The sequence below is a fragment of the Epibacterium ulvae genome (assembly GCF_900102795.1).
GTDB lineage: Bacteria > Pseudomonadota > Alphaproteobacteria > Rhodobacterales > Rhodobacteraceae > Epibacterium > Epibacterium ulvae.
The window spans coordinates 1-13,515 of the sequence record NZ_FMWG01000010.1 but is presented as its reverse complement, the minus strand read 5'-3'; the positions used below and the strand labels follow the sequence as shown (position 1 = coordinate 13,515).

The following is a 13,515-nucleotide window of genomic DNA, read 5'->3' as shown; positions in this document are numbered from 1 at the left end:
CTAGGCCAAAACGGGCCGGTCCGGCGCACGGACCGGCCCGTTTTCGTTGAGGCAGAAGGGACACTCTGATGTCAAAACGTGACTATTACGATATTCTGGGCGTGGCCAAAGGGGCTTCTGCCGATGAAATCAAAAAAGGCTTTCGCAAGAAGGCCAAAGAACTGCACCCGGACCGCAACAGCGACAATCCGAACGCAGAATCACAGTTCAAAGAGGCCAACGAAGCCTACGACGTTCTGAAAGACCCCGAGAAAAAAGCCGCGTATGACCGCTATGGTCATGCTGCTTTTGAAGGGGGTATGGGCGGTGGTGGCGGTCCACGTGGTGGCCATCCCGGTGGCGATTTCTCCTCTGCCTTCTCAGACGTCTTTGATGACCTGTTTGGTGACTTTATGGGCGGCCAACGTGGCGGCGGTGGCGGACGCCAGCGCGCAACACGTGGTGCTGACCTGCGGTATAATCTGCGGGTCACGTTAGAAGACGCCTTTGCTGGTATGCATAAAACCATCAAGGTACCAACCTCTGTTGCCTGTACATCCTGTGATGGAACCGGTTCCGAAGGTGGAGCAGAGCCCACAACCTGTCCTACCTGTTCGGGCATGGGAAAGGTGAGGGCACAACAGGGTTTCTTTACCGTTGAACGCACCTGCCCGACTTGCTCGGGGCTGGGGCAGATCATCAAGAACCCTTGTAAAACCTGTCACGGTCATGGCCGCGTTGAGAAAGATCGCTCTTTGTCGGTGAATATCCCTGCTGGTGTGGAAACCGGGACTCGCATTCGTCTTGCAGGCGAAGGTGAAGCAGGTCTGCGCGGTGGCCCTCCGGGGGATCTCTACATCTTTGTCGAGGTCGCGCCACATGATCTATTCGAACGGGATGGCAATAATCTTTATTGCCGCGTGCCGGTTTCAATGGCCAAGGCTGCTTTGGGTGGTGCAATCGAAGTCCCGACCATTGATGGTGGCCGCGGGCGTGTCCAAATTCCCGAAGGCAGCCAATCGGGCCGCCAGATGCGCTTGCGTGGCAAGGGTATGCCCACACTACGCGGCGGCGGTGTTGGTGATATGTTCATCGAACTTGCCGTTGAAACACCCGTAAATCTAACGGCGCGCCAAAAAGAAATCATGCGTGAATTCGAAGACCTGTCCGAAGAGAACACCAACCCCGAAAGTGGGAGCTTCTTCTCTTCTGTCAAAAGCTTCTGGGATGGCATGAAGGGCTAACGAACAAACGCTCCCCAATCGGGGAGCGTTTCTCTTTTACGCTGGCATTTACCCGCGTTAAGACTTCATTTACCGAGTCGCTTCCAGACTGGATGAATGCCTCAGGACTCCTCTTTTGAAGAAATCCCCCTCCCTTTGTTTGCGGATGAAGCAACCGAGGTTGATGGGGTCTTACCAAAAGCGCGCTTGCCTTCTTATATTAAAGATCATCGTGCACGCCTGCGCGAACGCTTTATGACAGGCGGTGCAACCTCTGTGCCGGACTATGAATTACTAGAGCTTATTCTGTTTCGCTCAGTCCCCCGAAAGGACGTAAAACCGCTGGCGCATCGGTTGCTGAAAACATTCGGAGATATCAATCGGGTCATCACAGCTCCGACAGAACGGCTTGCCGAAGTATCAGAGGTTGGACCAGCTATCATCACTGATCTCAAGATCCTAGAAGCCGCTGCACAGCGATTGGCGCGGGCACGTGTCATGCAACGACAGGTTCTTTCCAGTTGGGATGCTCTTCTTGATTATTGCCATACGGCCATGTCACATCTTGAAATCGAACAGTTTCGCGTCCTGTATCTTGATCGGAAAAACGTTCTGATTGCGGATGAAGAGCAAGCGCGTGGAACTGTTGACCATGTGCCAGTCTACCCCCGTGAAATCGCCAAACGCGCCTTGGAACTGAATGCAAGCGCTATTCTTTTGGTGCACAATCATCCTTCTGGCGATCCAACCCCCTCTGAAAGCGATATCAGCATGACCCAACAAATTGTGGCTGCGCTTACCCCTTTGGGGATCACGGTGCATGATCATCTGATTATTGGTAAATCGCGCGAACTCAGTTTCAGTGCGGAAGGGTATTTATAGCCACGCGCGTTACCTGACCCAGACCTCTACACGCCGATTGACCTGCCGTCCCCAGGCACTGTCATCACAAGCCATCGGCATCGCTTCCCCAAACGCGTCAGTCGAAAGTGTCACCCGATCCAGATTAGCGGTTTCAGCTGTCGCCAAGACAGCATCACGCACTGCTTGTGCCCGTTTAAGCGCAATATCGCGATTGCCCGCTGCAGGCCCCTGGCCATCCGAAAACCCGACAAATAACAATTCACGCGTGTCATAAGCACCTGCCTCTAACGCACGCGCCAACTGTTCTATGTTGCTCCGAGACTGTGCATCTGGCCGCGAAGACCCCGCTTCGAACCGAAAAGACGTTGTAAGACGCTGATGGCCTTTAAGGGTTGAAACCATTCGATTTAGCTCATCCAGACCAATTTCATCAGAACCTGATAAAATTGCATTTGCCAGTCGATCGCCCTGAGCGTTTAACGTAATGGTTTCGGCGGCTTGGTCTACGAATCCCGCTCTGCGGATCACAATTTGCGCGCCAGGGCCTCGGGTATACGATAAGAAGTCCCGCGCAATTTTGGGCAAGCGACGCGCGGGCAGATACAGAAACATCGGCGCATTCAGAGGATAATCTTCTGTTTTGATCGCCCGCCGTCCAGCCTGCAATTCAAACCCGCAACTGCCAGACAGGATCAGTTTTCGCGCGGGATCTGCTTCTGAGAAGCTTGTGATACCAAAAGCAAACGAATCTGTCGCAACCCGACGGCCCAGATTGCTTAGCCGATCATGGCGACGCACATTCTGGGCCAAAGATCCGGTTCCAAGCAACCGGTCCTGTATGGCCTGCGTGAGTCCTGAAGCCGCGACCGGCAAATGAACCGTAATCGGTGCATCTGGACCGCCAAGCGTCTGCCAGTTGGAAATCTGCCCGGTCAACACCCCTACAAGCTGAGGCAGGGTGATATCCCGCACCGGGTTATCAGGCGAGACTACGGGAACCAAAGCGTCCAAAGCGACCACGCGACTTTGTGCAGCGCTTGTCATATCCCCCATGCCAAGCGCCTCTGCGCGTTGACGCTCTGCAGGACGAATTTCACGTAGGGCAAGCACGATGTCTGTCTCATTGTTCAACAGATCTTCAAACCCATCATCCGTATTGCTGACAAAAAATGAAAACCGTGCGGCAATACGGCCGCCCGCTTCGCGCAGCGTATATTCAAAATTGCCACCGCCCAGCGCATCCCGATGCGTTTGAAACCCATTGCGCAGCGAAAACCCTTCGATCAATGCAGGTATCAACACATCCGCCATGGCTGTAGAACCGGAAAAGGAAACCTCTGCCACAAAATCAGACAGGCTTGGACATCCGGGCCCGTCACAGCGCACGCCGGACCCATCAACTGTGAGTTCGCCAAATTTGGTATTCACACGGTAGAATTCACCATCGAATCCCAAAAGGTCTCCATTGATTTCAACAGATCCATCCTGTGATGATAAAGTAACGTCCTGCGCAAGCGCTAAAACGCAATGACTAAAAAAGAGAAGTGCGGCTGCAAGCGCCGCACGAAAGACTGCCATGAGAAACCTTGAAGTATCGTCGCCTAGTTTTGCGCAATCTTCAGGTTTTCAACGAGATTATTCAACACAAGAAAGTCACCAGTTGCGTCACAATTGGGAATATTCAGCTGTAATTCCCGTGTCCGAAGCTGACCTTGCTGGAATTCCATAGTTTGTGCAGACACATCGCGACCACAATTCTGCGACGTCACTTCAGCTTCGATGGTCAAGGCAACCTGCCCGGACACCGAATCTGGGTGTTTGGCTATGCTATAAATCTCAACCTGACGCGCAGCCAAAAGGCTTGCATCCCCTAAACGATGGACGGTGCCCGCGCCAACAGTTTCGGCCCCATGCCACACGTGCCCCTGATCGCCATAATGCGCTCCAAATTCGCGTGCGTGTAATTCAAACCCGGTATTGCCCTGCCATTGCAGGACCACCCGTTCCACACTCTCAAAATCAGGGATTTGTACGGTTGCCACCGCCCCTTTTCCCTGGTCGGCATCGATGAGGAAAACGGCGCTTTCAGACAATGCAGGAACCTGAACGTTCAAATGACCTTCAGCATTCAAGATTTCAGAAAACATCAGCCCGTTGTGGTGAACGGTCAGACGCGCCCCTGACATACAAGGTGCCACAACATTCAAGGCAACAACCGCCCCGGGCTGAGCAGTTGCTTGGGCATGTAATTCACAAGGTTGAACAGGACTTTGCTGAGAGACCGTCTCTTGGGTTACATGTGACTGGGCAGATGTTAGAGTGATCTTTTCCAGCGGAAGCTCATCCACCGCGTCTATGACAGGTTCTGTACGTTCAACAACTTGGCGCGTTTCAGGCGCAGTCGATGGCTGCATAAAATATCCTATCCCCAATGCGGCACATAGTGTCGCTGCAGCCATAACACCTGTTCGATTCGTTAACATCCCGCTCTCCTTCACCCACAGCGTTAAGAAAGTGTGCATGAAAAAGGTGGCCAACTCGTGACCACAGCCGTAACGAAATCAGGCAGAATTTAGACAAAACAGCCGCAAGGTCTTTTGCGCGGGGTACCAAGTGTAACGGCAAATTATGCGAACATACCCTCGATATTGCGGCTCCGCCGTCCATCAAAATCGATAATCCCGAAAGAAAAGGGCGTGTTTCCGACACACGAAATCAAATTGCCTCTTTTCTTTTATCTCAAGCTGTTTCACTCCTGCTGGAATGGAACAGCCGCAATCTTATCCAGTAATTGCCGTAGACGGCGGCGGCAGCCGCTGTCGACTGGCATTATGTGACAAAGATGCAAAATGGCAGGTCGAAGTCGGCGCCACCAACGTTTCCAGCAATTTTGATACCGCCATTGCTGAAATCACAACCGGTCTCAACAAACTTAGCAAGGCCGTCGGTCGGGATAGCGACACCCTACGCAATGTCCCAACTTATATGGGCCTTGCAGGGGTCACGGGTGCACCTATGGCCGAACGGGTCGCTGCGGCGCTTCCCCTCACCAGCCTCAAGATTGAGGAAGACCGTGCTGCCGCTCTCATAGGTGCATTGGGCGCCAACGATGGCCATCTGATCCATTGCGGCACCGGATCTTTTTTCGGCTGCCAGATCGGCGCGAACATACGTTTTGCAGGAGGGTGGGGCCCAGTTCTTGGCGATCCCGGGTCAGCTCATTGGATTGGAAAGCAACTTCTTGTGCGCAGCTTAGAAGCGGAAGATGGGCTTCGCCAAGCTACAACGCTGAGCGATGCAACATTACAGCGCATGGAGGGGGCTGCAGGACTGATTGCATGGGCGGCCACTGCTGGCCAAAAGGAAATAGCGGCACTGGCACCGCTGGTCACACGGGTCGCTGACTATGACGCGCTCGCAAAAGAGATTTTACAAGATGCGGCGTCGCAACTGGCAAAGATGTTGACCGCCTTTGGCTGGACAGACGCTTCGCCGCTTTGCCTGACAGGTGGCATTGGCGCCACCTATGCACGCTACCTCCCGCCCGAGATGCAAACCGCCCTGATCAAACCGCTTGGATCCCCACTTGATGGAGCCATTGCCCTAGCGCAAACCTTTGCACAGGGTCTTGGACATGCGGGGAAAGGCTGATTGGATGGAAAACCGGCACTGCTATCATGGTGGCTTGATTTTCGAACAAGGTGTCTTGCACGACGACAAAGTCGCCTATTTTGAAAAGGGTGTACTGACCTCTTTGACCGACAGTATAGACCCAGATGTGCCTTCTGTTGATCTGAAGGGGGATATTCTGTGCCTTGGCTATGCAGACCTACAGGTGAATGGTGGTGATGGCATTTTGTTGGGTGACCTGCCAACAGTTGAGGGGCTTACGCGCATCGCAACAGCGCATCGGTTTTTAGGTGCAAACCTGATATTACCGACACTTATCACAGACACTCCTGAAATCACAAAAGCGGTGATTCACGCTGCAATAGATGCAGTACGTCTGGGGGTGCCCGGTGTTGCTGGCCTGCATCTTGAGGGGCCGCATCTGTCGATCGCTCGGAAAGGCGCACATGATCCTGATTTGGTCCGGAAAATGTCTGCTGACGATTTGCAAATGCTCATCGAGGCTGCGCGCCACCTTCCGGTTCTAAAGGTCACGGTTGCACCTGAAAACGTGACCACGCAACAAGTTCGCAATCTGGCAGATGCGGGTGTGCTTGTCTCACTGGGGCATACGGATGCAGATTTTGACACTGCGCTAGAATATATTGAAGCTGGCGCGCGCTGTGTCACCCATTTGTTCAACGCGATGAGCCCTCTGACCAGCCGCGCACCGGGCGTTGTTGGTGCGGCTCTATCCTCTGGTGCAGTTTCTGCAGGTGTAATCGCTGACGGTATACATGTGCACCCACATAGCCTAGGCGCCGCGTGGCGTGCGAAACAAGGTCCAGGATCACTTTTTCTGGTCTCAGATGCGATGGCTGTTGCCGGCAGCAGCGCAACTAAATTTTCGCTGGGCCAGCGCGATATCCACCGACACAAAGGCCGTTTAACACTGATGGATGGCACTTTAGCCGGCGCCGACCTAGACCTGACAACCGCATTGCGCGTTGTGACCCAAAAAGTGGGCGTCCCGCTTGCCACAGCGCTATCCGCCGCGATCGAAACGCCGCGGCGGCTCATCAAGCAACCTATATCCATGCTGGGTCAAAACATCGAAAGTTTTAACCGTTTACGCCCAGATCTGACGCGCTGCGACGCCTTAACTTCACACACAACTTAATCCAGTTGCTCTTAAAGCCAGTCTCGCAAGATGGGGATCAATGGGATATCAGCTGCGGGCATTGGATAATCGCGCAGCTCGTTTGGTTTAACCCACTTCAGCGTCTGCCCCTCCCGCGCTTGGGGAATGCCTTCCCATTTGCGACAGGCAAAGAGCGGCATCAAGAGATGGAAATTCTCGTAGGAATGGCTGGCAAAGGTCAAAGGCGCGAGGCAAGAGGTCCAAGTATCAATCCCCAATTCCTCCTGCAACTCGCGTACCAAAGCGGCCTCTGGCGTCTCCCCCGGTTCGATCTTACCGCCTGGGAACTCCCATAGGCCCGCCATAGATTTACCTTCGGGGCGCTGCGCCAGCAGGACGCGCCCATCAACATCGATGAGCGCAACAGCAGAAACTAAAACTGTCTTCATGAGCGATAATCCGCATTAATACTGATATATTGATGCGTCAGATCACAGGTCCAAACCGTCGCAGTGCCACTGCCGATCCCCAGATCCACCTTGAGCGTGATATTCTGTTTCTTCATTTCAGCCGCGCCAAGGTCTTCGCGGTACTTCGGTGAAACCCAACCTTTTTCAGCGACAAGAACATCGCCAAACGAGATTGACAAAAGGTCTCGCTCTGCCGCGGCTCCCGATTTCCCAATCGCCATAACAACACGTCCCCAATTCGGATCCTCCCCCGCAATCGCTGTTTTCACCAAAGGTGAATTGGCAATCGCCAGCCCATGGGTTTTGGCCTCTGCGTCGGAGAATGCACCGGTAATCTGGATTTCCACAAATTTAGTCGCCCCCTCCCCGTCGCGCACAACCTGATGCGCGAGATCAAGGAATACAGTACGCAGCGCAGTTTCAAATTCCGCATTCCCGGCAACATCAATACCTGACGCCCCTGTCGCGCCCATCAGCAATGTATCAGAGGTCGAAGTATCCCCATCAACCGTGATGCAATTGAAGCTTTGATCGTTCAAGCGACTCACCAAAGCTTGCAGTTCAGCGCGTGCAATCTTGGCATCGGTAAAGATATAGACCAGCATCGTCGCCATATCTGGAGCGATCATGCCGGATCCTTTGGCGATACCTGCAATTTGTACAGGCTGCCCATTCAGCTCAACCGTCGTTGCCGACCCTTTTGCAAAGGTGTCAGTGGTGCGGATAGCTTCGGCGGCGTCTTCAAGCGCGTCAGCACGAAGCCCCTCACAAAGCGCATCAACTTTTGCGATGATGCGATCGTGCGGCAGGCGCTCTCCAATCACACCTGTCGAGGCTGTGAAAACCCGCGCCTCGGGCAAACCAGTGCTTTGCGCAACAGCAGTACAAATGGCAGCAACCGATTCACCCCCTGCCCGCCCGGTAAAGGCGTTGGAATTGCCCGAATTCACAAAAATCGCGGCTCCTACATCACTGTCAGCGCCAATTTTTGCCTCACAATCCAGCACATTGGCAGAGCGCGTTTTAGAGCGGGTAAAAACCCCGGCAACAGTGCTGCCAGGATCAAGCATCGCCAACATAACATCGGTGCGATCTTGATATTTCACGCCAGCAGCAGCAGCGGCAAAACGCACGCCTTTGATCACCGGCAAATCCGGAAACGCGGCGGGTGCGAGCGGAGATTTAGGCAGTGCGTCAGCCATTCGTATTATTCCTGTACCAGGCTTAAGTCTTGTAGAATGGCGGGATCCAGATCCTCTACAACCGGGCGGATGATGTCCGCGTGTGCGGTAAGCTTATTCACATGCTCTTCGATCGCGTTTTGCTGAACCTGCTGTTCAAGCTGGCCACGCACCTCTTCAAATTTGGGCGCAGCAACTTTGCGACGTTCATTCAACAAAATGACGTGCCAGCCAAACTGAGTTTGGACAGGTTGAGAAAACTCACCCGCTTTCATGTCAAGCACGGCCGTTTCAAACTCTGGCACCATGCGGCCCAGACCAAACCACCCCAAATCTCCACCCGAGGGGCCAGATGGACCGGTAGAGCGCGCCTTGGCCAATTTTGAGAAGTCCGCCCCCTGCTCCAGCTCGGTGACAATTTCTGCAGCTTCTTCCTGCGTCTCGACCAAAATATGTGCAGCGTGGAATTCATCCCCGCCGTCACCCGTTGAATAGGTGGTATCATAGGCTTCACGTAGTGCGTCTTCGGTGGCCGCATTACGCATCACTGTTTCGATCACCTGGCTGGCCAGCAGTGAACGTGTTTCATTGTCGAGCGTCAGCTGGATGGCACGCGGAACCTCTCCGTTCAGCTCTTGTTTCAGCGCTGTTTGCTGGATCAACTGATCCAAAATCGCTTTGTATAGTACATCAGCTGGCAGCTGCTGGTACTGCGCAGGTAGCGTTTCACGAGCAAGGATCATGTGACCCAATGTGATGTCTTCGCCGTTTACCGTGGCCACAACTGTATTGGCATGTGGTGCTGCGGTTGCAGGGGCGGGCAGAACCATCCAGGCAGCCATGGCCAAAGCTGGCAGAAAAGTGAGACCTTTACGCATTGAATTCTTCCTATTCTGTTCTGACCACAGGACCGTGGCGTTGACACTGAAATAACTGCCGCTTACATCGCCTAGGGGCCTTGTTTTGGACCGTCATTTTCCCACCTTGTTTATGGGTTGCGAACTCGGCGGGCAAGCCTGCCCTTCATTGCGACCAATGACAGATACGTTGGAGAAAATATGCTCGGTTTAGGAACTCTCGCCAAAAAGGTGTTCGGCACGCCGAATGACCGCAAGATCAAAGCCGCGCGACAGGTGGTGGCGCAGATCAACGCGCTAGAAGCCGAGTTTGAAAAGCTGAGCGATGAAGAGCTGATCTCCAAAACCGACGATCTGCGCAAACGCGCACTAGACGGCACCAGCCTTGATGATCTTTTGCCAGAAGCCTTTGCAAACGTGCGTGAAGGCGCCAGACGCGCCTTGGGTCTCCGTGCCTTTGATACGCAGCTTTTGGGTGGTATGTTCCTGCATCAGGGCAATATTTCCGAGATGAAAACCGGCGAGGGCAAAACCCTTGTTGCGACATTCCCCGCCTATCTAAACGCGCTGACCGGCAAAGGCGTACACGTTGTGACCGTGAACGAATATCTGGCCAAACGCGACAGCGAGTGGATGAGCAAGGTGTTCGCAGCCCTTGGCATGACCACCGGTGTGATTTGGTCTGGTCAGCCTGATGAAGAGAAAAAAGCCGCTTACGACTGTGACGTAACCTACGCCACCAACAACGAGCTGGGTTTTGATTATCTGCGCGATAATATGAAACCCAGCCTGGATCAGGTTTTCCAGAAGCATCACAATTTTGCGATTGTGGATGAGGTGGATTCCATCCTGATCGATGAAGCACGCACCCCTTTGATCATTTCCGGCCCGGCAGAAGATCGCTCTGAACTTTACACGACCATCGACACGGTGATCCCCAAACTGCAGGACGATCACTATGAAATCGATGAAAAGACTCGTGGTGTGACCTTTACCGAAGAAGGCAACGAAGAGCTTGAAAAGATCCTTCACGGCGCGATGCTTTTGGAAGAGGGTGCGTCTCTGTACGACCCTGAAAGCACAACCGTGGTGCACCACGTCAATCAGGCGCTGCGGGCACATAAGCTGTTTCAGCGGGATAAAGATTATATCGTGCGCAATGGCGAAGTCATCCTGATCGATGAATTCACCGGACGTATGATGGCTGGTCGCCGTCTGTCTGAAGGTTTGCACCAAGCGTTGGAAGCCAAAGAAGCAGTAGCGATCCAGCCTGAAAACACCACGCTGGCTTCTGTTACCTTCCAAAACTACTTCCGCCTGTACAATCGCCTATCCGGTATGACCGGCACCGCGATGACAGAAGCTGAAGAATTCATGGAAATCTACGGCCTTGGCGTTGTGGAAATTCCAACCAACAAACCGATTGCCCGTAAAGATGCGGATGATCAGGTTTACCGCACTGCGATTGAAAAATACCAGGCAATGATCGCAGAAGCGAAGAAAGCACATGAAAAGGGCCAGCCAGTCCTTTTGGGTACGACATCAATTGAAAAATCTGAACTGCTCAGCCAGATGCTGCAACGTGAAGAGATCAAACACAACGTCCTCAATGCGCGCCACCACGAACAAGAGGCCCAAATTGTCGCAGATGCTGGCCGTCTGGGTGCGGTGACAATTGCCACCAATATGGCAGGACGCGGCACCGATATTCAATTGGGCGGCAATGTCGAAAACATAGTGATGGCAGCGCTGGAGGCTAATCCAGATGCCGACCCAGCTGAACTGCGCGCGACCGAAGAGGGCAAGCACGCCGAAGAAAAACAAAAGGTTCTGGAGGCCGGTGGGCTTTGTGTTCTGGCCTCAGAGCGCCATGAAAGCCGCCGGATCGACAATCAGCTGCGCGGTCGTTCGGGCCGTCAGGGGGATCCTGGCCTGACACGTTTCTATTTGTCACTAGAAGACGACCTGATGCGCATCTTCGGCTCTGAGCGTCTGGATAAAATGCTGTCCAGCCTTGGCATGAAAGAAGGCGAAGCCATTATTCACCCCTGGGTGAACAAATCACTGGAGCGCGCGCAGGCCAAGGTCGAAGGCCGTAACTTTGACATGCGTAAGAACGTGCTGAAGTTTGACGACGTGATGAATGATCAGCGTAAAGTGGTATTTAGCCAACGTCGCGATATCATGGCGTCAAAAGATTTGTCTGACGTCGTGGGCGAAATGCGCCACGAGGTTATCGACGACCTGTTGGACACTTACATGCCGCCAAAAACCTATGCAGACCAGTGGGATACCGAAGGCCTGCAGCAAGCGGTTTTGGATCATTTCGCGATGGATCTCCCTGTTGCGGATTGGGCCGCTGAAGAAGGCGTCGATGATGAGCAGATCCGCGAGCGCCTCATCGAAGCGACAGATGCTAAAATGACCGAAAAGGTAGACGCCTTTGGGGAAGAAGGCATGCGCAACATCGAGAAACAGGTGCTGCTGCAAACCATAGATGCCAAATGGCGTGAACATCTTCTCACGCTTGAGCACTTGCGCTCGGTCGTTGGTTTCCGTGGCTATGCACAGCGCGATCCATTGAATGAATACAAAAACGAAAGCTTCCAGCTGTTTGAATCAATGCTTGATTCACTGCGCGAAGACGTCACCAAACAGCTAAGCCACGTGCGCCCTGTGACCGAGGAAGAACAGCGCCAGATGCTGATGCAAATGGCCGCACGCCAGGCCGCAATGCAACAGCCACCAGAAGAGACGGAAAAACCACCTGCTCCAACCGAAGACGCAATTGAGGGTTTTGATGAGAATGACCCCAGCACATGGGGGAATCCGTCACGCAACGATCTTTGCCCCTGTGGATCCGGTAAAAAGTTCAAACACTGCCACGGTCGTCTGAACTAAACCGTTTAGGCGCCCAAGTTCCTCGCTATTGCTGGATCTTGGGCGCCTTTGCTTTTTGAAGAGTGCCCGTGTTGCGAGCTTTGAATTCAAACTCAGCAGGATAATGAAGATCAGAACTCTATAACCTAGGTTGGCCTGTCCAAATGTGATTTTTAACAGAGGCGTTCAAAACCTCTGTTAGGTTAGCTAGGCCAGTATTCAGGGATCAGAACTTCCAACACAAAATCAGCCCCCAGATAACTCGGGTAAGCGTCCTGCATTGCTTTCACAGCTTTCTCAGGCGTGGCATCGGGCCCGTCCATGACTTCCGTCAGTAGCTTTAAATATTGGATCGCCACGTCTAACTCACCCCGATTGGAAGGCGTCCCATGACCAAGCAAAAGCGTGTCAAATGCTGGATCATCCCGGAAACTTTCCAGATCACGAATCCATTTGGGGCGGTCATATCCGGGTGCGAAATAAACACCACTGAACACAAGATCCTGCACGACAGCAACCCGCTGCTCTGGTAAAACCGCAACAATCATATTGTTCGACTCGGTGTGCGTTATATTCCGGAATTCAATTGGAACTCCATCAATCTCGGTATGCCCAAGAACAAGATCTGGGCTATTTGCAACATTTGTTGGAATACGATCTGCCGCTTCCTTGACGACATCAGCCCGAATAGCGGGCAGCGTTTCAAACGGCACATCCGGCATTGCAACTGTGCCGCTCCAGTGATCAGGGTGTTCATGGCTGAGCACAGCTTTGGCGACAGGTTTACCGATATGTTTAATCAAATCTGCAACTTCTGCACCAGTTTCGGGAAAGAAAGTAGCATCGATAAGCAGTACTTCGTTTTTAAATTCAATGACATGCGCCGTTGCGCGCAAACCACGATCGGGAGAGACATAAGTGTGAAACGTTACACCATCTCGACTAAAGCGATGCACTTCTCCTTCAGTCTGAGGGCAAGCTCACACGCGAGAAAGAAAAGATCGTGCAATCGATCTGCGACGGTGGTGAGCTAGCAGAGATGCTGAAAGACCGTGCAGTCTTCGCTCAGACCGTCTCAAAGAGTTGGGACATCTTCTGAGCAATCAGCCTGAGGAACAGGTGATCTTCCACCCCAATATGAGCGCCTACTACAAGCAGGAAGTCTCAAACGTCATGGCAACGCTCAACAGTTCTGAGCGACGTACTGAGGCATCACAACACCTTAGAGCAATGATCGATAAAGTTGTCCTGACGCCCAATGAAGCCGGGGACGAGCTGACCATTGATTTAATTGGCGATTTGGCAGGTCTT

Annotated in this window: 11 protein-coding genes and 1 pseudogene; 6 read left to right on the top strand and 6 right to left on the bottom strand. The window is 53.1% G+C overall.

The genetic code is table 11. From position 1 onward, the window contains the following. Positions 1-68 precede the first annotated feature (68 nt). The gene (gene dnaJ / locus BLP79_RS14520; RefSeq protein ID WP_090220200.1) at positions 69-1,223 is read left to right on the top strand and encodes a molecular chaperone DnaJ; all 1,155 of its coding nucleotides are present in this window, start codon (positions 69-71) and stop codon (positions 1,221-1,223) included. A gap of 96 nt (positions 1,224-1,319) precedes the next feature. Continuing rightward, positions 1,320-2,084, top strand: coding sequence for a RadC family protein (gene radC / locus BLP79_RS14515; protein WP_090220199.1), 765 nt, complete (start codon positions 1,320-1,322; stop codon positions 2,082-2,084). A 9-nt stretch (positions 2,085-2,093) separates the two neighbouring features. Here the strand turns inward: radC and BLP79_RS14510 are convergent, their stop codons facing one another. Together BLP79_RS14510 and BLP79_RS14505 are read right to left on the bottom strand one after the other, a co-directional pair. Continuing rightward, positions 2,094-3,644, bottom strand: a complete 1,551-nt coding sequence (locus BLP79_RS14510) for a substrate-binding domain-containing protein (RefSeq protein ID WP_090220197.1) — start codon at positions 3,642-3,644, stop codon at positions 2,094-2,096. A gap of 23 nt (positions 3,645-3,667) precedes the next feature. Continuing rightward, entirely contained in the window at positions 3,668-4,549 is an 882-nt protein-coding gene (locus tag BLP79_RS14505) for a hypothetical protein (protein WP_090220195.1), read from the bottom strand. A gap of 280 nt (positions 4,550-4,829) precedes the next feature. Here BLP79_RS14505 and BLP79_RS14500 point away from each other — a divergent pair, with 280 nt between their 5' ends. Then, positions 4,830-5,717: a glucosamine kinase nucleotide-binding domain-containing protein gene (locus tag BLP79_RS14500; protein WP_090220194.1), complete on the top strand. Its 888-nt coding sequence runs from the start codon at positions 4,830-4,832 to the stop codon at positions 5,715-5,717. Then, positions 5,701-6,855, top strand: a complete 1,155-nt coding sequence (locus BLP79_RS14495; RefSeq protein WP_090220192.1) for an N-acetylglucosamine-6-phosphate deacetylase — start codon at positions 5,701-5,703, stop codon at positions 6,853-6,855. Before BLP79_RS14500 ends, BLP79_RS14495 begins: the two co-directional genes overlap by 17 nt. Positions 6,856-6,866: 11 nt before the next feature. On the opposite strand, the gene mutT is transcribed toward BLP79_RS14495, so the two are convergent. The 3 genes from mutT to BLP79_RS14480 are packed head-to-tail and all read right to left on the bottom strand — an operon-like array spanning position 6,867 to position 9,345. After that, positions 6,867-7,265 carry an 8-oxo-dGTP diphosphatase MutT gene (mutT, locus tag BLP79_RS14490; RefSeq protein ID WP_090220191.1) on the bottom strand — a complete coding sequence of 133 codons (399 nt, stop codon included), beginning with the start codon at positions 7,263-7,265 and terminating at the stop codon, positions 6,867-6,869. After that, entirely contained in the window at positions 7,262-8,488 is a 1,227-nt protein-coding gene (gene argJ, locus BLP79_RS14485) for a bifunctional glutamate N-acetyltransferase/amino-acid acetyltransferase ArgJ (protein ID WP_090220189.1), read from the bottom strand. Before argJ ends, mutT begins: the two co-directional genes overlap by 4 nt. A gap of 5 nt (positions 8,489-8,493) precedes the next feature. Next, complete coding sequence (locus BLP79_RS14480) at positions 8,494-9,345, bottom strand: peptidylprolyl isomerase (RefSeq protein ID WP_090220188.1); 852 nt, start codon at positions 9,343-9,345, stop codon at positions 8,494-8,496. A 180-nt stretch (positions 9,346-9,525) separates the two neighbouring features. Between BLP79_RS14480 and secA the strand changes: the two genes are divergently transcribed. After that, positions 9,526-12,225, top strand: coding sequence for a preprotein translocase subunit SecA (gene secA, locus BLP79_RS14475; RefSeq protein WP_090220186.1), 2,700 nt, complete (start codon positions 9,526-9,528; stop codon positions 12,223-12,225). 182 nt (positions 12,226-12,407) lie between these two features. Here secA and BLP79_RS14470 read toward each other — a convergent pair whose 3' ends face one another. Further along, positions 12,408-13,160: an MBL fold metallo-hydrolase gene (locus BLP79_RS14470; RefSeq protein ID WP_090220182.1), complete on the bottom strand. Its 753-nt coding sequence runs from the start codon at positions 13,158-13,160 to the stop codon at positions 12,408-12,410. Positions 13,161-13,287: 127 nt separating this feature from the next. Between BLP79_RS14470 and BLP79_RS14465 the strand changes: the two are divergent. Further along, positions 13,288-13,515: pseudogene (locus BLP79_RS14465) on the top strand (recombinase family protein); the annotation flags it as partial.

Coding starts and splice junctions, on each gene's coding strand:
- radC (WP_090220199.1), top strand. CDS start 1,320: ATGCCTCAGGACTCCTCTTTTGAAGAAATCCCCCTCCCTTTGTTTGCG.
- BLP79_RS14510 (WP_090220197.1), bottom strand. CDS start 3,644: ATGGCAGTCTTTCGTGCGGCGCTTGCAGCCGCACTTCTCTTTTTTAGT.
- secA (WP_090220186.1), top strand. CDS start 9,526: ATGCTCGGTTTAGGAACTCTCGCCAAAAAGGTGTTCGGCACGCCGAAT.
- BLP79_RS14495 (WP_090220192.1), top strand. CDS start 5,701: ATGCGGGGAAAGGCTGATTGGATGGAAAACCGGCACTGCTATCATGGT.
- BLP79_RS14480 (WP_090220188.1), bottom strand. CDS start 9,345: ATGCGTAAAGGTCTCACTTTTCTGCCAGCTTTGGCCATGGCTGCCTGG.
- BLP79_RS14505 (WP_090220195.1), bottom strand. CDS start 4,549: ATGTTAACGAATCGAACAGGTGTTATGGCTGCAGCGACACTATGTGCC.
- BLP79_RS14500 (WP_090220194.1), top strand. CDS start 4,830: ATGGAACAGCCGCAATCTTATCCAGTAATTGCCGTAGACGGCGGCGGC.
- mutT (WP_090220191.1), bottom strand. CDS start 7,265: ATGAAGACAGTTTTAGTTTCTGCTGTTGCGCTCATCGATGTTGATGGG.
- argJ (WP_090220189.1), bottom strand. CDS start 8,488: ATGGCTGACGCACTGCCTAAATCTCCGCTCGCACCCGCCGCGTTTCCG.
- dnaJ (WP_090220200.1), top strand. CDS start 69: ATGTCAAAACGTGACTATTACGATATTCTGGGCGTGGCCAAAGGGGCT.